This is a genomic window from Vibrio sp. AIC-3, from assembly GCF_013114515.1.
In the GTDB taxonomy this organism is placed as follows: Bacteria; Pseudomonadota; Gammaproteobacteria; order Enterobacterales; family Vibrionaceae; genus Vibrio; species Vibrio crassostreae_C.
Genome location: NZ_VTXG01000039.1, coordinates 1 through 17,663, shown reverse-complemented (window position 1 = coordinate 17,663; position 17,663 = coordinate 1). Strand labels below are relative to the sequence as shown.

Genomic DNA, 17,663 nt, shown 5'->3' with positions numbered 1-17,663 from the left:
TTAAGAAGTGAATGCTTTAAATGTCAGAATTGTAATTAAAGGTCTTTGATTTATTTGTTTGAGAGAGGAATAAGTGAAACGACAGATAAAGAAAAACCCCGAGAGCTTGCGCTCATCGGGGTCTATAGTCTTACTCGCAGCAATCCGGCTACTAAGTGTGCTCCATGCATCAAATCCATGATAGTGTGCTGTTATCCTTCAGCGTATTCCTTTCGTCGCCTTCCTAGCGGTGTCCTTGATCTTATCCTGATCTGCCAACAATCCTCGTTAGCGCGCGTCACTTGTTCCTTGAGCGGTGTCCTTTACATCATCCTGATGTTCAGTCCTTTCCTCGTCCAGAGGTGTCCATTGTCTTTCCTTAGTAGCAACCATCCTAGTTACTATTGCGTCCATTCAATGTCCATTTCGCTATCCATGCCGATTATTCATCCTGAGTAATCGAATCTTCATCCTGAAGATAACCAAGTCCTTGGCGTTTCCTGTTCCGTGTCAGCATCCTTCCGACACCATTCATATTACCGATTCCTTATTTATCAGCAATGGTGCATAAGCGAATTTCTATATAATTATTTGAACGATAAATGTACGTATCTTTTAATTTCAATTGGTTACGATGTCGAGGTGATTAATTTCGTCATCAAATATCGATATTTACTCACTACCTTGTGAGAGATCTCGCACAAGGCAGCGAGTAAAAAGGGAGGATTATTCCCTATTGACCAATGGCTGCACCTTCACGACGAGGGTCTGCAGCACCTTCTAGACCATCTTTTGTGATGCGAATAGCGTGTAAACCCGAGTTAAGATCGCGAACGTTGACCTCAAATCCCATCTTTTCTAGCTCAGGTTTGAAGTTTTCCGCTGATGTTCCTTTTTCCAAATCTAAGGTACCGAAGCGATTTAGGAAGTGTGGTTGGTTGATCGCTTGTTGGATATCCATGTCCCATTGGGTGTGAGCAATGATCGCTTGTGCCACATAACCGATGATACGGCTGCCTCCCGGAGAGCCAATTGCCATGTAAGGTTTATCGTCTTGCATGATAATGGTCGGCGCCATTGAAGAACGTGGACGCTTACCTGGTTCAAGTCGGTTCGCGATAGGCTTGCCATCGTTATGAGTCTTGAATGAGAAGTCGGTCAGTTCGTTGTTGAGTAGGAATCCTCTTACCATCAGGCGTGAGCCAAATGCGTTCTCGATGGTGGTGGTCATCGATACGACATTGCCATCACTATCGACAATGTTGAAGTGGCTGGTGGACGGCAACTCAATAGAAACATCTTGGCTTCTCTGCATCGCATGATCCCACGGTGGGGTGCCTGAAGGTGCGCTGTCTAATGCCTTACCTGCGGTAATTAACTGAGCACGCTCCTGCAAATAGTCAGTATTCACTAACCCTTGGGTTGGCATAGGCACATAATCTTGGTCTGCCATGTACATACCACGGTCTGCAAAGGCTAAGCGAGAAGCGTCTGCTAACACTTGCCAAGATTTTGCGTCGTTTGGCCCCCATGATTTGAGGTCAAACTGCTCAGTCATTGCAAGGATTTGTCCAACCGTTAACGCACCAGAGCTTGGTGGCCCCATTCCGCAAATATCGTAGCTTTCATAAGCAGAACAAACCGGTTCGCGCTGCTTGATCGAATAGGCGTCGAAATCTTTCTGTGCCAATACGCCCGGGTTACCTTTCGCTGTTTGTACTGTGTTAATGATGTCGGCAGAAATCTCACCTTGGTAGAAAGCTTTAGCACCATCCTTCGAGATAGCGTGTAACGTTGCCGCGTATTCAGGGTTCTTAAGTTGCGTGCCAGCGGCTTTCGGGCTGCCATCGGCATTGAAGAAGTAGGCTTTAGTTGTCGCAAAGCGGCTCAGACGTTCTTGGTCGTTTTCGATCAAGGTGGCTAAACGTGGGCTGATAGTAAAACCTTCTTCAGCTAACTGAGCGATAGGTTTAATCAGTGATGCCCATTCGAGCTTGCCGTATTTCTGGTGAGTGTCCCACAGCAATTGCACCGTGCCCGGCGTGGCAACAGAACGACCGCCAACCACGGCATCATAGAATTTAAGCGGTTGTCCGTTTTCGTCTTGGAATAGACGTGGGGTGGCATCAAGTGGCGCAGTTTCACGGCCATCGTAGGTCTTGAGCTGTTTGTCTTTGCCATCAAAATAGACAAGGAACGCGCCGCCACCAATACCTGATGACTGAGGTTCCACTAAGCCAAGCATAAGCTGCACGGCAACCATGGCGTCAATTGCGTTACCACCACGGGCAAGTACATCAGCACCGGCTTGTGTTGCAAGAGGGTTGGCTGAGGTGACCATCCAATCGTTGGCTTTAACGAGTTGTTTGGTTTCTAAACCACTACTTTGTTCGGGTGCGACGGAATCGGCAGCTTGATTTGCCCAACTGACGTGAGAGGCAAAAAGTAGGGTAGAAGTGGCGAGGGTTGTTAGTTTTGTTTTCCACTGCATGATCTTCTCCTTTTAATATGCAGAGCTAGATTGGCAGCGGAAAGATTAGATAGCCAGTGCGTTGTTAACGAATTGTAATCTTGATTCGAATTTAAGCGATTAAACCGGACAGCGACTGCCAAAGAATACTCGCGCCAATCAGGCTGAATACCACGCCACATAAGCCATCGATGTATACCGTTGCTTCGCTAAGTTTCTTCTGTAGAGCCTTAGTCGAAAGCATCCACGCCAGTAGTGAAAACCAAAACAGAGACAGACCAAACAAGATAATAAGCGCAAAGCCTTTACCTGATAGAGACATGTCGGCAGGCACTAAGCTCGACATCAAGCTAATAAAGAACACCAAAGCTTTTGGGTTGAGAATATTGGTCGCAAACCCTTTCGAAAATGCCTGACGCTTGTTGGTCAGAATCAGATCTTTGGCATTGACGGTATCGTCGTCATCGTCGTGGTTCTGAATGATTTGCCAGGTTGCTTTAAGTGCACCGTAGCCTAAGTACAGCAAGTAGCTACCGCCAGCCAACTGGATAATGGCAAATAGGGTTGGTTGCTGGTGGACTAGGTAACTGATTCCCGTCAGGCTGAGCAACGAATGCAGTAAGATCCCGCAAGATAAACCAAGCGCAATGTACAAGCCTGTTTGTCTGCCGTGGCGTGTCGCATTTTGCACGACTAACGCAAAGTCAGGGCCGGGGCTCATCAAAGCGATGAAATGGATAGAGGCGAGGGTGATCAGTATGGTGACTTCGTTCATGTCAGTTCTCAATAACGTTGCCGCTATTATTAAATAAGTAATCGTATTGAGCGTAGCTTACCGCGATTTGAAATCGAGCAATTGTAAATTATCAACACTTAGTTGATTTGTGAGGGTGGTACGCCGAATGTGGTTTTGAATGCCTTGGAGAAGTGTGCTTGATCATAGAAGCCTACTTGGTGCGCGACTTTAGTACCACAGATCCCAGATTTAATCAGGCGCATGCTCTGTTCCATACGTAAACGGCTCAGCCACGCGTAAGGGGTGATGCCCATTCTGTTCTTAAAGTGGCGTTGGAATTGAGTTGTGGTTAAGCCGCACAGCTCAGACAGTTGTTCTAATCGCACTGGCTGGTCCAAATTCGCCATCAAATAGTCTTTGAGTGTATTAATCGATTGATTACCCAGTTTGATGTCACTCTTCGATCCAAATTTTGCATAACGATCGACAATCGTTGAGAACCCCTCGAATGGTAAGCAATCTTGAGCGAGTTGGCTGATGCTTTGATTGATTAACAGGCCGTGTAAGTTGCGTAATTGTAAAAACGCAGCTTGATCGGAGAGGATCAACTCAGAAAAGCCCAATGTGTGACCATTTTGCTTGGGATCGGCAAGATCTTGAAACCATTCGGGAGAAACTGCAAACACACTGACTTGATAACCTGAATCGAGTTTGGAGTGCCCATCATGCAGCTCATCAGGTGGCATGATAACAACTTGGCCTGCACCGACATGGTGGCTCGTCCCTTTGTAGGCGAACTTTTGCTGCCCTTGGGTAATTAAGCCGATGTGAAAGTCCAAATGATAGTGGCGTTGAAAGGCAAACTCTTGGTATTGAGCTTGGATCAGGCTGATATCTTGGCTAGATGTCGAGTAGTAGTGGACTTTATCCATGGTACAAAAAAGCTTGGTCAAATAGTCATCAATTCAACCAAGCTTATCTGCGTATTAAGGGATTGTCTTGTAAAAAACGATCAATATCACTGTTTCGCGCGTTTGTTCTTCTTGTTGTTACGCAGGCCATCAAAGCTGAAAATAACCAGTGCTCCCCATATGAAAGCAAAGGTGATCGCTTTATCTGAGGTAAAGGCTTCGCCGTAGATCAGAACCGCCAGTAAGAACATCAAGCTTGGACCGATGTACTGGAAGAAACCGAGTGTTGATAGCTTCAAGCGAGTTGCAGCGCCAGTAAAACACAGCAATGGAACCGTGGTGATCACACCGGCAGCAACCAGTAATAGGTTGAGTTGCATCGGGTTCATCGATAAGTTTGAGGTCGGGCTATCGGCAATAAACAGTAAGTAGGTTGCGGCGAGAGGCAGCATCACCAGAGTTTCAATGAACAGACCCGTTTGTGCTTCTAAGCTGACTTTCTTACGCAGCAAGCCATAAAAACCAAAGCTAAAGGCTAGGGCAATGGCGACGATAGGCACTGAGCCGAAGGCAATTAATTGGATTAATACGCCAATCGCAGCCAGAGCCACAGCAAACCATTGCAGCTTACGTAAGCGTTCGCCAAGGAAGAGCATCCCAAGTAACACGTTAATCAGCGGGTTGATGTAATACCCCAAACTGGCATCGAGCATGTGATTGGAGTTCACCGCCCAGATAAAGATCAGCCAGTTGGCACCCACTAAAGTAGAGGTCGCCACCAAATAGAGCATTTTTGGTTTTGATGTCAAGGTGTCGCGAACTTTACGCCAGCTGCGGCCAATGTGTAGTAAAAAAGCGAGTAGGAAAAAAGACCATACTACACGGTGGCTAAGGATCTCTAACGGGGAAACGTCACTTAAAGATTTGAAATATATAGGGGCGATACCCCACATGGTGTAAGCACCGACAGCAAGCAAAATACCTTGGCGCGTACGTTGTTGTTCTTCTGGAGTCATGCATCTTTCTCTAGCACAGAGTGCTTATTAATAAGATTTATAAGAGAGTTGGTCAGTATAGGAGCGATAACCCTTTTCACCTAACAATTTGCGGTTTAATTCACCAGCGTTCCCCTCTACAATGTGCGACTTGCTTGCCGAAGATGCTTGCTGATTTCATACCTCGATTAGGAACCACAATGACCGCCACTCTGATTGCTGAGCAAATACCAACTCCCGCGAATGATGCGCAAACCATCTTACAAGATGTGTTTGGCTATCAAAGCTTTCGCGATGGTCAGCAAGAGGTCATTGACCTGGCCGTTGAAGGCAAAGACAGCTTGGTGATAATGCCAACCGGTGGTGGTAAATCTCTGTGTTACCAAATCCCCGCTTTGGTTCGTGAAGGTCTGACTCTGGTTATCTCACCGCTGATCTCGCTGATGAAAGACCAAGTCGACCAACTGAAGGCCAATGGTGTTGCTGCTGAGTGTATTAACTCTTCCATGCCCCGTGACCAGTTGCTGAATGTGTTCAATCGTATGAATTCAGGCCAATTGAAGATGGTTTACGTGTCACCAGAGCGTGTGTTGATGCGCGACTTTATCGAGCGTCTGCAAGGTTTACCGCTTTCGATGATTGCGGTAGACGAGGCGCACTGTATCTCTCAATGGGGACATGACTTCCGTCCGGAATACGCATCATTAGGTCAACTTAAGCAATATTTCCCGCATGTGCCTTATATGGCGCTGACGGCAACCGCTGATGATGCAACACGTAAAGACATTATCTCGCGTCTGCAGCTTGTGGATCCGCATACCTACTTGGGCAGCTTCGACCGTCCTAACATTCGCTACAACCTCGTCGAGAAGCATAAGCCCGTGTCACAGGTGGTTCGCTACTTAGAAACACAGAAAGGCAATTGCGGTATTATCTATTGTGGTAGCCGTAAGAAAGTGGAGATGGTGACTGAGAAGCTCTGCAACAACGGTATTCGCGCCGCGGGTTATCACGCTGGTATGGACACCGATGAGCGCGCTTATGTTCAAGAAGCCTTCCAACGTGATGATATTCAGATCGTTGTCGCGACTGTAGCTTTCGGTATGGGTATCAACAAACCCAATGTGCGCTTTGTGGTGCACTTTGATATCCCACGCAACATCGAATCTTACTATCAAGAAACAGGCCGTGCGGGTCGTGATGGTTTGCCAGCAGAAGCAATGATGCTGTTTGATCCGGCTGATATGGGTTGGCTGCGTCGTATGCTGGATGAGAAAGAAGAAGGCCCGCAAAAGCAGGTTGAGATGCACAAACTGAATGCGATGAGTGCTTTTGCTGAAGCGCAAACCTGTCGTCGTCAGGTTCTGCTTAACTACTTTGGCGAATATCGCGAGAAGCAATGTGGTAACTGCGATATCTGCCTCGATCCACCTAAGCACTTTGATGCGACTCAAGAAGCGCAGAAGGCGTTGTCTTGTGTGTACCGTGTGAATCAGTCGTTTGGTATGGGCTACGTGGTTGAAGTGATGCGCGGTATGCAGAACATTCGTGTCCGCGATAATGGTCATGACAAGCTTTCTACCTATGGTATTGGCCGCGACCACAGCCATGATTACTGGATCAGTATCTTCCGTCAGTTAATCCATAAAGGTTTGTTGTTCCAGAACATCACCCGTAATTCGACTTTACAGTTAACAGAAGAAGCGCGTCCGCTACTGCGTGGTGAGATGTCTTTGGAATTGGCGGTGCCTCGTTTGGATACGGCGGTGCGTAATGCTAAGTCCGATAAACTCAGCAGCAAGAATTACGATAAGAAGTTGTTTGCCAAACTGCGTAAGCTGCGTAAGTCGATTGCTGATGAAGATGGTTTGCCACCTTATGTGGTATTCAGTGATGCGACCTTGATTGATATGGCTGAAGTACTGCCTACCTCATACGGTGAGATGCTGGCGGTTAACGGTGTTGGTCAGCGTAAACTCGATAAGTACGCCGATCCATTCTTAGATTTGATTCAAGAACACATCACGACACACGGCTAATTTTCAGGATCGTTTTCAGATAAGTCATAGTTTATAAAAACGATTGGATCATAGAACAAGAATAAGGTTGATAGGGACATGACGACACCAACAGAATTTGGCTTAAGAGAGTATTTGGCTGAGGAAGGACGTTTATTGATTACGTCTCCAAGTTTTGATTTTGATTCTTATGAAGTATTAGGTGAAAAGCTAGTGGCATTGTTATCTGCTTCTGTGGTTGAAAAACAATGGGACGCTGACATGCACTCTTGGTTGATTGATTTTGAAGATTGTCGGATGTTCTTAAAGTCTGAGCATTACAGTGAATCAATCTGGTTTGAGTCGCTAAACGCTGAAGAAAGCAGAGAAGAGTTTGATTATCTCGCGACGCTTTTCAAACGCGGTTTTTAACTTCGCTCACCAATAAAAGTGAGAATAAACGTTTGCGTCTGTTCTCACCATTGCAGCCAATATTGATTAATGTATAATCGCCCGCCGCTCGATAGAGCAAATTTTAGAAACATTTTAAATTCACATTATTGGTAAGAGCTTTCTTAGTTTATTCGAAGAAATGACTCGATTTGGGTTCCCTCACCCCCAAACCAAACTAAAAAGGTACAGCATGAGTAACTTTACCCCTGCGCAACAGCGCAAAGCCCTAGCACTATTAGTTTTGTTCCATTTAGTCATCATTGCGTCAAGCAACTATCTAGTTCAGCTACCTTTTACCGTTTTCGGTATGCACACCACTTGGGGTGCTTTCACTTTCCCGTTTATCTTCCTAGCGACTGATCTGACTGTACGCATTTTTGGTGCGCAGCTTGCTCGTAAAATCATTTTCTTAGTGATGCTACCTGCACTGGCAGTTTCTTACTTTTTGTCAGTTGTGTTCTTTGAAGGTTCATTCCAAGGGTTTAACCAACTAGGCGAGTTCAACCTGTTTGTTGCACGTATCGCCGCGGCGAGCTTCATGGCTTACCTGCTTGGTCAGATTTTGGATGTGCATGTTTTCAACCGCTTACGTCAGCTTAAACAGTGGTGGGTTGCCCCAACGTGTTCAACGTTGTTCGGTAATGCGATTGATACCATCGCTTTCTTTGCGATTGCTTTCTACCAAAGCCCAGATCCATTCATGGCCGAGCATTGGACTGAGATTGCCTTAGTCGACTACGGCTTCAAACTTATCATCAGCTTAGGTTTATTCGTTCCGATGTACGGCGTGCTTTTGAACTACATCGTTAAAAAGCTGACGGCGGTAAACCCAGACTTTAAAGCGACAGGCGTGAACGTTTAAGGATTCAGGTTAGAAACGCATTAATGCCAAGATAAGAAAAAGCCCAAGTTAGTCTACTAACTTGGGCTTTTTTAATGTCTAGCGTCAGATATTAATATCAGAGGCATTCAATATTCAGTGGCCAGCCAATATCGGTTTGTCTATTCGACTCGATCTCTAGCTCTGCAGCGGTCAGCGGATTGTCAGCTAACCATTGCTTAGAAAGCGTTAGGGTTAGATTGTTGTCATTCGTCGTCAGTTTGAACTCAGGCTCTAGCGCTGGGTTACGACGGTGGGTCAGCAAAATAGCTAAACGCAGAATACGTAAAATACGCTTGCTACTGGTTCCTGAGATAGCGTGTTGCTCTGGTAATGAGGTTAACTGTTCACGGTAGCGACGAGTTAACTCACCCAAGTAGTGCTTTTGCGCTCGAGTAAAGCCAGGTAGGTCTAAGTTCTGCAGCAGATAAGCGCTGTGCTCACCGCCTTTTTTGAAATCGATGGTTAAACCAATCTCGTGAAGCTTAGCTGCCGTTTGCAATAGCACACCAGCTTGAGGTTCTGAAACCCACGCTTCGGCGCCCGCTTGGTCTAGCAGCGTTTGTGCGACTACTGCTACTTGTTCACCGTAGCTTACGTCCATTTGGTAGCGTGATTGAACACTCTTAATGGTACGCGCTCGGATATCTTCTTGGCGTAGCTCATCAACCATCTCGTAGGCTAGGCCTTCACGGAGTGCGCCGCCTGCGAGTGTCATTGAATCTATTTCAAGCAGCTCAAAAATAGCAATAAGAATAGAAAGGCCACTCGGGAACACTAATGCGCGTTCAAGGGTAAGTCCTTCGATTTCTAGCTCTTCCAAGCGCTCAGTAATCATCGCTTGTTTCTGTAGACGCTTAAGTTTGGCATGAGTAATCACTTCATCCATGCCTTGCGCCAACATGATCTCTTGCAGTGCTTGAACGGTACCGCTGGCGCCCACACACACATCCCATCCGATATCAGTGTAGCTATCTAGGATAGGAGCCAACGTCGACTTCGCCGCTTCAATGGCGTTGTTAAAGTTGGTAGCGGTTAATTGGCGGTTTTTAAAGTGGCGCTCAAGCCAAGTAACACAGCCCATCTTTAGGCTGGTTAGGGCTTTCGCTGAGAAGCCTTCACCAATGATCATCTCGGTGCTTGCGCCACCAATATCAACAACCAGTCGGCGGCCGCTGCCACCAGAAGTGTGTGCTACGCCTTTATAGATAGTCGCAGCTTCTTCTTCTCCGGAGATAACATTGATGTCGTAACCAAGGATCTGGTTCGCTTTCTCTAGAAATATATCCACATTGATAGCAGTACGTAGGGTCGCTGTACCGACAATGCGGATATTTTCTTTCGGAATATCTTGAAGTCGCTCTGCAAAGAGACTCAAACAGTCCCAACCGCGCTGCATGGCTTCTGTACTAAGCGCATTATTTTCATCTAAGCCTGCAGCTAAACGCACTTTGCGCTTAATTTTAGCCATGGTTTGTACGCTGCCATCGATATGACGCACAACGAGCATATGAAAACTGTTCGACCCGAGGTCGATTGCAGCGTAAAGCGGGGGTGACACTGTTTGACTCATAAGCGACTAAGCTTCCTTGTTATGACGCGGTTGGCGTGGGCGACGGTTCTGGTTTGGTTTACGGTTCCCGTTGCGTGGGCCATTGTTGTTTGAGCGGCGTTGTTGCGGGTTACGTGTACGTAAGCGCAATGGTGCTGGTAGATCTTCTAGCAGTGCAGAAGCATCGTAATCAGACACAGGGATCGCGTGCTCAATGTATTCTTCGATTGGTGGCAAGTTGATTGCGTAATCTTCACAAGCAAAGCTGATCGAGTGACCACTTGCACCAGCACGACCTGTACGGCCGATACGGTGAACGTAATCTTCACAGTCATCAGGTAGGTCGAAGTTGAATACGTGTGTTACTTGAGGAATGTGTAGACCACGTGCTGCAACGTCGGTTGCGACAAGCAGGTCAACATCACCTTTAGTGAATTGCTCAAGAATCTTTTCACGTTTCTTCTGAGGAACATCGCCAGTTAGCAGGCCAACACGGTGACCATCTGCAGCTAGGTGACCCCAAACAGACTCACATTTGTGCTTAGTGTTAGCGAAGATGATAGCGCGCTCTGGCCACTCTTCTTCAACTAGAGTCTGCAGCAGTGCCATTTTGTGTTCGTTTGATGGGTAGAACAGCTCTTCCTGAATGCGGTGACCTGTTTTACGCTCTGGCTCAACAACAACATGCTCTGGGTTGTGCATGTGTTCGAACGCTAGCTCTTGTACGCGGTAAGACAATGTCGCAGAGAACAGCATGTTCAGGCGATCTTTTGGCTCAGGCATACGGCGGAACAAGAAGCGGATGTCTTTGATGAAACCAAGATCGAACATGCGATCAGCTTCGTCAAGAACAACAGCTTGAATGTGGTTAAGGTTAAATACCTTCTGCTTGTAGAAATCGATGATGCGGCCAGTCGTACCAATTAAGATATCTGCGCCTTCTTCGATCTTACCTAGTTGCTTGTCGTAGCTTTCGCCACCGTAAGCAAGTGCTGCCTTGATACCTGTGCTTTCAACCAGAGAGTCAGCATCGTTGTAGATCTGAATCGCGAGTTCACGCGTTGGTGCCATAATAATCGCACGTGGCTGGTTAGGCTTACGCCCTTCATGCTCAGGTGTTTTTAGCAGGTGGTTAAAAGTAGCAGTAAGAAACGCAAGCGTTTTACCAGTACCCGTTTGGGCCTGGCCTGCAATGTCTTGGCCGGTGAGCAGTACCGGGAGCGCCAAGGCTTGGATAGGGGTACAATAATCGAACCCTTTTTTCTCCAATCCTTCAATGACTTGCGGAAGTAAATCCAAGTCGGCGAACTTTTGCTCTGTGATATGCGTCTTTTTCATTGCTATAGAATATCAGCTTAAGCTTGCAATACGAAAGTAAATACATTCCAATAGGGCATCTATTTACTGGTTATCATCCAACCAGTTCTAAAAAACACATTGGAGTGGAAGATGAGTGATAAGATTTTGCAGCTAACTGATGACGGTTTTGATAACGATGTAATCAACGCTGCAGGCCCTGTTCTTGTTGATTTTTGGGCAGAATGGTGTGGTCCATGTAAAATGATTGCGCCGATTCTTGACGAAATCGCAGACGAGTACGAAGGCAAGCTCACAATCGGTAAATTAAATATCGACCAAAATGCTGGTACTCCACCAAAATTTGGTATTCGCGGCATTCCAACGCTACTTCTTTTCAAAGATGGCGGCGTAGCAGCGACTAAAGTTGGTGCATTATCTAAAACTCAACTTAAAGAGTTCTTAGACGCTAACCTTTAATCAGGTCAGCATTTGAAAAGAAACCGTGCAGTTAACAAATGCGCGGTTTTGTTTTTTCTAAGCTATGGACTAGTCTTAGTTTTAGTGCTAATTTATCGCACGTTAATTGAACGAATTTCTCTTCTTGGTCGATCCTGTGACCAAATCCTTCTTAACTTAAGAAAACAGATCCTATTTTGACTAAACAAACTTCCACCACTATGAATCTTACTGAACTGAAGAACAGACCTGTGTCTGAGCTTGTTAAACTTAGCGAAAGCTTAGGTCTTGAAAATCAAGCTCGCCTAAGAAAACAAGACATTATCTTCTCCATCCTTAAAGCGCATGCAAAAAGTGGTGAAGACATCTTTGGTGATGGTGTTCTAGAAATTCTTCAAGACGGTTTTGGTTTCCTACGTAGCGCCGACAGTTCATACCTGGCTGGCCCAGATGATATCTACGTATCACCAAGCCAAATTCGTCGTTTTAACCTACGTACAGGTGACTCTATTGGCGGTAAAATCCGTCCACCTAAAGACGGTGAGCGTTACTTTGCACTGCTTAAAGTAAACACGGTTAACTACGACAAGCCAGACAACGCACGTAACAAGATTCTTTTCGAAAACCTTACTCCTCTTCACGCTAACGAACGTATGGTGATGGAAGCGGGTAATGGTGCGACTGAAGATATTACGGCTCGTATTCTTGACCTTGCATCTCCAATTGGTAAAGGTCAGCGTGGTCTGATTGTTGCTCCGCCTAAAGCGGGTAAGACAATGCTTCTGCAAAACATTGCTCAAAGCATTGCACGTAACCATCCTGAGTGTGAACTAATGGTTCTACTTATCGATGAGCGTCCAGAAGAAGTAACGGAAATGCAGCGTCTAGTTAAAGGCGAAGTAGTTGCTTCAACATTCGATGAGCCAGCATCTCGCCACGTACAAGTTGCAGAAATGGTTATCGAGAAAGCGAAACGCCTTGTTGAACACAAGAAAGACGTAGTTATCCTACTGGATTCTATTACTCGTCTAGCTCGTGCTTACAACACTGTGATCCCTTCATCAGGTAAAGTTCTTACTGGTGGTGTTGACGCGAATGCTCTACATCGTCCAAAGCGTTTCTTCGGTGCGGCACGTAACGTAGAAGAAGGCGGTAGCTTAACGATCATCGCAACAGCACTGGTTGATACTGGTTCTAAGATGGATGAAGTTATCTACGAAGAATTCAAAGGTACAGGTAATATGGAACTGCACCTTAACCGTAAGATTGCTGAAAAGCGCGTATTCCCAGCTATCGACTTCAATCGTTCTGGTACTCGTCGTGAAGAGCTTCTTACCAAGAACGATGAACTACAGAAGATGTGGATCCTGCGTAAGATTGTTCACCCAATGGGCGAAATCGATGCAATGGAATTCCTTATCGACAAGCTAGCAATGACCAAAACGAACGATGAGTTCTTTGACGCAATGCGTCGTCAGTAATATTGATTAGCTGATCGTTATTTAATAAGCGCTGCCCTCGGGTGGCGCTTTTTATTTGCATTTTGTAGCGGCAGCTTGCAGAATGAGCAAAAGTGTTACAAGGAAGTTAAAATGCAACATGGACTGTTGTCATCATTACTCTTGTCTACTTCACTGTTATTTTCACCGGTTGGTATGAGCTATGCCACCGAGATGTCTCCACTTACAGTAGAGTCTTGGCTTGAGAATGATCAAGTAAAACTGAAAACTGCTGAACTACTCGAGCTTGTCGCACGTGACGAAGTCAACTCACTACGCTTTGCGCTTGAGCGCCTGACATTTCCCCAGCAAGAGGTGGCTCGTTACCAACTCTTGAAGAAGCTTGAACAGCAAAAAATCGTACTCACACCCAAGATGTCTATCTTCATCGAGCAGCAACTCGCTATCACGCCCACTTATCAAGTATTAGAGCGTGGAGATGGTTACGAGTTTACGGTACCTGCCTTTAATTATCCTTCAATTGCTAATCGTCTCATCAAGCAGTGGCGTCAAGATCAGAAGACACTGGTGTTTGTGCTAGATGCAGAGAAGCAGGACCTCGACTTAAAAGAGTGGTTATCTGGATCTGAACATCAAGTTCAAACGCGAGAAGCGCTGCTCATTAGAGAGCTAGATAGTTTGTCTCCTGAAGCGGTTGGTTATCTAACTAAGCAACTCACCGCATCTTCTATTGTTAGCTGGTTACCTTCCACTGAGGTGGTGGTTCGATTAGCGCAAGTGAGCGAAGATCCAGAGGCCTATAAGATTTTATGGCGAATGAAGGCCGATTATCATAGCCAAGCTGAGCTAGTTCGCCTTGCTGGCACCAAACAAGCGTTCGCGTTAGAACAAGTAATGGCTGCGACTAAAAATCCGCGTTTGAAAGATGAAGCGATTACCTTGCTCACCAAGGTTAACCCGTTATCAGAAGAGGTGAAGCAGTTTCTTGTCTCTAGGATGGCGATTGCCGATGAAGCCCCATTAGTCGCGCGTGAACTCGCCAAACAAGGTCATACGCGATGGTTGCAAGATCTCGTCAATGATAACCCTCAGGTGAAGGGCTCTTTGATCGAGCAAGCATTACCGTAAAGTGGATTTTGCCTCTCAATAACCACACTAAAAAGGGGGATCTCAGCGTCACCCTTTTTGATATACTGAGCGCAGAATAATCAGCATGTAGAAGTCCTATGAGTTTTAAAGATTTACGTGATTTTATCGACCATCTTGAAAGTATTGGTCAGTTGAAACGCATTTCTCACCCAGTCGATCCAGACTACGAAATGACCGAGATTAGCGACCGTACTCTACGTGCTGGTGGCCCAGCTCTTTTGTTTGAAAATCCAGTAGGCTATGACATGCCTGTTTTGACCAACCTATTTGGTACACCCAACCGTGTTGCTATTGGTATGGGGCGTCAGGAAGTCAAAGAACTGCGTGAAGTGGGCAAGTTGCTTGCTTACCTAAAAGAACCTGAGCCACCAAAAGGCTTTAAAGACGCTCTTGATAAACTGCCTGTGTTTAAGCAAGTCTTAAACATGCCGGCTAAACGCCTTCGCAAAGCGGCTTGCCAACAAGTGGTATGGCAAGGCGATGACGTCGACCTAGATAAAATCCCTGTGATGAGCTGTTGGGCTGACGATGTCGCGCCATTGCTAACATGGGGTTTAACGGTTACTCGTGGTCCAAACAAGAAACGCCAAAACTTAGGTATCTATCGTCAGCAGAAGATCGGCAAGAATAAAATCATCATGCGTTGGTTAGCCCACCGTGGTGGAGCACTGGATCTGCGTGATTGGATGGAAACCAACCCAGGTAAACCATTTCCAGTATCTGTTGCGTTCGGTGCAGACCCTGCCACCATTCTTGGTGCGGTTACGCCAGTGCCGGATACTTTATCAGAGTACGCGTTTGCAGGCTTACTGCGTGGTAGTAAAACTGAGGTCGTTAAATCAATCAGCAACGACTTAGAAGTTCCTGCAAGTGCAGAAATCGTGATGGAAGGTTATATCGACCCGAATGAGTTCGCGGATGAAGGGCCTTACGGAGATCATACTGGTTATTATAACGAGAAAGAAAAGCACCATGTGTTTACTATTACTCATGTAACCATGCGCGAGAACCCTATCTATCACAGCACCTATACTGGCCGTCCACCTGATGAGCCTGCGGTATTAGGTGTTGCGCTAAATGAAGTGTTTGTGCCTATTCTTCAAAAGCAGTTCCCAGAGATTGAAGATTTCTATCTACCGCCTGAAGGTTGTTCGTACCGAATGGCAGTCGTGACCATGAAGAAGCAATACCCAGGTCACGCTAAGCGAGTGATGATGGGTGTATGGTCTTTCTTACGCCAATTCATGTACACCAAATTTGTATTGGTGTGTGATGAAGATGTGAACGCTCGTGATTGGTCTCAAGTAACCGCAGCGATATGCGAACATATGGATCCGTCACGCGATAGCCTGATGATAGAGAACACGCCGATCGATTCATTGGATTTTGCCTCACCCGTGGTTGGGTTAGGTTCTAAGATGGGTCTAGATATTACTAAGAAGTGGGACGCAGAGTTAGCGTTATCGCCAGATGTCCAAACAGCACCTGTAAATAGTGAACATATTGAGGGTAGCTTGGCTGAGTTAACCAAGGTTCATCCTGAAATTATTGATGTTCACCTGCAAAACGACAATGCCAGCATGGTTGTGGTGTCTATTGATAAGCAAGCTGCCGGTAATGGTAAGAAAATCATGGAAGCGGTTTGGTCTCAATTTGATGAGAACAAGTTTGTTATCGTGTGTGATGGCGATGTCAATGTGAGTGATTGGAATGACATCATTTGGGCTGTAACGACAAGAATGGATCCGGCGAGAGATACGTTATTCCTGCAGAACGAAACTGGACACTCAAAAATGGGTCTCGATGCGACCAATAAGTGGGAAGGTGAATGCCTGCGTGAGTGGGGTGTACCAATCACAAAAGATCCTGATGTTGTGAAAAAGATTGATAGCATCTGGGAACAGCTAGGAATTTCATGAGCTACCAAGTAGTCTTATACCCAGAAAACATCAGTTTCACAGTAGAAAAAGGGCAAACGGTCTTGGATGCTGCGCTCAACAGCGATATCTATTTCCCAAACCGTTGCCAAGTTGGCGCATGCGCAATGTGTATGTGCAAAAAATTAGAAGGGCAAGTGAGTTACCACCTTGAACCCATGCTCACAGAGAAAGAGCAGCAACAAGGCTGGATTTTTGCTTGCCAAGCATTTGCAGAAAGTAATTTAGTTCTAACCTTTGCCGATTAAGGGTTAGTAAGAGGAAGAACATGACTATTAAATGTAAAGTGAAGTCTATCGAGCCTTTGGCTTGTAATACTTACCAAATCCTACTTCACCCAGAAACACCGGTCGCTTTTAAAGCGGGCCAGTACCTGATGGTTGAAATGGGCGAGAAAGATAAGCGCCCATTCTCTATCGCAAGTAGCCCTTGCCGCCACGAAGGTGAGCTTGAGCTGCACATTGGTGCTGCCGAGCACAACGCTTACGCACTAGAAGTGGTTGAAGCGATGAAGAAGGCACAAGCTGAAGATGGCGATATTGCGATTGATGCTCCACACGGAGATGCTTGGATCAAAGAAGAAAGCGATCGCCCTCTATTACTTATTGCTGGTGGCACGGGTTTCAGCTACGTGCGCTCTATTCTTGATCACTGCATCGCGCAAAATAGCTCGAAAGAGATCTACCTATACTGGGGCGCAAAAGATGAGTGCCAGTTATATGCTAAAGAAGAGTTGGTTGGCATTGCAGAAAAGCATAGCAATGTGCACTTTGTACCGGTAGTAGAAGAAGCACCGGAAGTTTGGCATGGCCAAACAGGTAATGTGCTTGAGGCTGTTATGCAAAGTTTCGAATCATTAGCTGATTTCGATATCTATATTGCAGGTCGTTTTGAAATGGCGGGCGCTGCAAGAGACCTATTTACTCAGAATAAAGAAGCAAAGCGTGACCATATGTACGCTGATGCTTACGCATTTATCTAACAATACCCTTAGATTTTGAGCAAAAAGAGAGCAGAAATGCTCTCTTTTTTACGTTTAGGTGAACTATTAGGCAGTTAACCCCTATTTATTCATTTTTCATGAAAAAGTAGTTGCTAAGCTGAGAGGGTTCCCTATAATGCGACACCACTGAGACGGCAGACGCCACAAGGCTTCAGCAAGAATCAGTAAGACGGAAAGCGACAAAAAATTAATTTTCAAAAAGTGTTTGACACTGAATGTTAATTCGCTAGAATGGCCGTCCACTTCGAGAGGCTCCTTACTTAAAAGGAACGCTCAAGAAGTTAAGCTCTTTAACAATTTAAACCTATCAATCTGTGTGGGCACTCGTTGATGAATATCAAAACGTTTTATCGTTAGATAAAACAGATTCTTCGGAATCAAAATTG

General features: G+C 45.8%; 15 protein-coding genes. 9 read left to right on the top strand and 6 right to left on the bottom strand.

From position 1 onward, the window contains the following. Positions 1-712: 712 nt before the first annotated feature. The 4 genes from ggt to rarD form a co-directional block, all read right to left on the bottom strand. A complete protein-coding gene (ggt, locus tag F0229_RS19785) occupies positions 713-2,470 on the bottom strand; it encodes a gamma-glutamyltransferase (protein ID WP_171733520.1) in 1,758 nt (585 codons plus the stop codon). 91 nt (positions 2,471-2,561) lie between these two features. Beyond that, positions 2,562-3,224 (bottom strand): LysE family translocator, encoded by a 663-nt coding sequence (locus F0229_RS19780; RefSeq protein ID WP_017061328.1) that lies wholly within the window; start codon positions 3,222-3,224, stop codon positions 2,562-2,564. 98 nt (positions 3,225-3,322) lie between these two features. Continuing rightward, positions 3,323-4,117: an AraC family transcriptional regulator gene (locus F0229_RS19775; RefSeq protein WP_171733519.1), complete on the bottom strand. Its 795-nt coding sequence runs from the start codon at positions 4,115-4,117 to the stop codon at positions 3,323-3,325. A gap of 86 nt (positions 4,118-4,203) precedes the next feature. After that, on the bottom strand, positions 4,204-5,112 hold the full coding sequence (gene rarD / locus F0229_RS19770; protein ID WP_171733518.1) for an EamA family transporter RarD: 909 nt from the start codon (positions 5,110-5,112) through the stop codon (positions 4,204-4,206). 179 nt (positions 5,113-5,291) lie between these two features. Between rarD and recQ the strand changes: the two genes are divergently transcribed. The 3 genes from recQ to F0229_RS19755 all read left to right on the top strand — a co-directional run bounded on the left by recQ (position 5,292) and on the right by F0229_RS19755 (position 8,403). Then, positions 5,292-7,130 carry an ATP-dependent DNA helicase RecQ gene (gene recQ, locus F0229_RS19765; RefSeq protein ID WP_055319881.1) on the top strand — a complete coding sequence of 613 codons (1,839 nt, stop codon included), beginning with the start codon at positions 5,292-5,294 and terminating at the stop codon, positions 7,128-7,130. A 78-nt stretch (positions 7,131-7,208) separates the two neighbouring features. Then, entirely contained in the window at positions 7,209-7,520 is a 312-nt protein-coding gene (locus F0229_RS19760; protein ID WP_009848192.1) for a DUF3630 family protein, read from the top strand. A gap of 211 nt (positions 7,521-7,731) precedes the next feature. Then, complete coding sequence (locus F0229_RS19755) at positions 7,732-8,403, top strand: 7-cyano-7-deazaguanine/7-aminomethyl-7-deazaguanine transporter (RefSeq protein ID WP_055319880.1); 672 nt, start codon at positions 7,732-7,734, stop codon at positions 8,401-8,403. Positions 8,404-8,500: 97 nt separating this feature from the next. Here F0229_RS19755 and gppA read toward each other — a convergent pair whose 3' ends face one another. Together gppA and rhlB are read right to left on the bottom strand one after the other, a co-directional pair. Next, positions 8,501-9,994 carry a guanosine-5'-triphosphate,3'-diphosphate diphosphatase gene (gene gppA, locus F0229_RS19750; RefSeq protein WP_171733517.1) on the bottom strand — a complete coding sequence of 498 codons (1,494 nt, stop codon included), beginning with the start codon at positions 9,992-9,994 and terminating at the stop codon, positions 8,501-8,503. Between the two features lie 6 nt (positions 9,995-10,000). Then, positions 10,001-11,311, bottom strand: coding sequence for an ATP-dependent RNA helicase RhlB (gene rhlB, locus F0229_RS19745; RefSeq protein WP_048610414.1), 1,311 nt, complete (start codon positions 11,309-11,311; stop codon positions 10,001-10,003). Positions 11,312-11,422: 111 nt separating this feature from the next. On the opposite strand from rhlB, the gene trxA reads away from it, so the two are divergent. The 6 genes from trxA (at position 11,423) to fre (ending at position 17,256) form a co-directional block, all read left to right on the top strand. Further along, on the top strand, positions 11,423-11,749 hold the full coding sequence (gene trxA / locus F0229_RS19740) for a thioredoxin TrxA (RefSeq protein ID WP_010440700.1): 327 nt from the start codon (positions 11,423-11,425) through the stop codon (positions 11,747-11,749). 200 nt (positions 11,750-11,949) lie between these two features. Beyond that, a complete protein-coding gene (gene rho, locus F0229_RS19735) occupies positions 11,950-13,209 on the top strand; it encodes a transcription termination factor Rho (RefSeq protein ID WP_017062978.1) in 1,260 nt (419 codons plus the stop codon). A gap of 111 nt (positions 13,210-13,320) precedes the next feature. Beyond that, positions 13,321-14,316: a hypothetical protein gene (locus tag F0229_RS19730; protein ID WP_171733516.1), complete on the top strand. Its 996-nt coding sequence runs from the start codon at positions 13,321-13,323 to the stop codon at positions 14,314-14,316. A 98-nt stretch (positions 14,317-14,414) separates the two neighbouring features. Next, the gene (ubiD, locus tag F0229_RS19725; protein WP_171733515.1) at positions 14,415-16,256 is read left to right on the top strand and encodes a 4-hydroxy-3-polyprenylbenzoate decarboxylase; all 1,842 of its coding nucleotides are present in this window, start codon (positions 14,415-14,417) and stop codon (positions 16,254-16,256) included. Beyond that, the gene (locus tag F0229_RS19720; RefSeq protein ID WP_008224727.1) at positions 16,253-16,522 is read left to right on the top strand and encodes a 2Fe-2S iron-sulfur cluster-binding protein; all 270 of its coding nucleotides are present in this window, start codon (positions 16,253-16,255) and stop codon (positions 16,520-16,522) included. The genes ubiD and F0229_RS19720 overlap by 4 nt, the downstream gene beginning before the upstream one ends. A gap of 20 nt (positions 16,523-16,542) precedes the next feature. Beyond that, positions 16,543-17,256, top strand: a complete 714-nt coding sequence (gene fre / locus F0229_RS19715; RefSeq protein WP_017059251.1) for an NAD(P)H-flavin reductase — start codon at positions 16,543-16,545, stop codon at positions 17,254-17,256. Positions 17,257-17,663: the final 407 nt, after the last annotated feature.

Bases quoted from the DNA above. Each gene is read 5' to 3' on its own strand.
- F0229_RS19730 (WP_171733516.1), top strand. From the start codon at position 13,321: ATGCAACATGGACTGTTGTCATCATTACTCTTGTCTACTTCACTGTTA.
- rho (WP_017062978.1), top strand. From the start codon at position 11,950: ATGAATCTTACTGAACTGAAGAACAGACCTGTGTCTGAGCTTGTTAAA.
- fre (WP_017059251.1), top strand. From the start codon at position 16,543: ATGACTATTAAATGTAAAGTGAAGTCTATCGAGCCTTTGGCTTGTAAT.
- rhlB (WP_048610414.1), bottom strand. From the start codon at position 11,311: ATGAAAAAGACGCATATCACAGAGCAAAAGTTCGCCGACTTGGATTTA.
- F0229_RS19755 (WP_055319880.1), top strand. From the start codon at position 7,732: ATGAGTAACTTTACCCCTGCGCAACAGCGCAAAGCCCTAGCACTATTA.
- F0229_RS19760 (WP_009848192.1), top strand. From the start codon at position 7,209: ATGACGACACCAACAGAATTTGGCTTAAGAGAGTATTTGGCTGAGGAA.
- gppA (WP_171733517.1), bottom strand. From the start codon at position 9,994: ATGAGTCAAACAGTGTCACCCCCGCTTTACGCTGCAATCGACCTCGGG.
- F0229_RS19720 (WP_008224727.1), top strand. From the start codon at position 16,253: ATGAGCTACCAAGTAGTCTTATACCCAGAAAACATCAGTTTCACAGTA.
- trxA (WP_010440700.1), top strand. From the start codon at position 11,423: ATGAGTGATAAGATTTTGCAGCTAACTGATGACGGTTTTGATAACGAT.
- ggt (WP_171733520.1), bottom strand. From the start codon at position 2,470: ATGCAGTGGAAAACAAAACTAACAACCCTCGCCACTTCTACCCTACTT.
- F0229_RS19775 (WP_171733519.1), bottom strand. From the start codon at position 4,117: ATGGATAAAGTCCACTACTACTCGACATCTAGCCAAGATATCAGCCTG.
- F0229_RS19780 (WP_017061328.1), bottom strand. From the start codon at position 3,224: ATGAACGAAGTCACCATACTGATCACCCTCGCCTCTATCCATTTCATC.
- ubiD (WP_171733515.1), top strand. From the start codon at position 14,415: ATGAGTTTTAAAGATTTACGTGATTTTATCGACCATCTTGAAAGTATT.
- recQ (WP_055319881.1), top strand. From the start codon at position 5,292: ATGACCGCCACTCTGATTGCTGAGCAAATACCAACTCCCGCGAATGAT.
- rarD (WP_171733518.1), bottom strand. From the start codon at position 5,112: ATGACTCCAGAAGAACAACAACGTACGCGCCAAGGTATTTTGCTTGCT.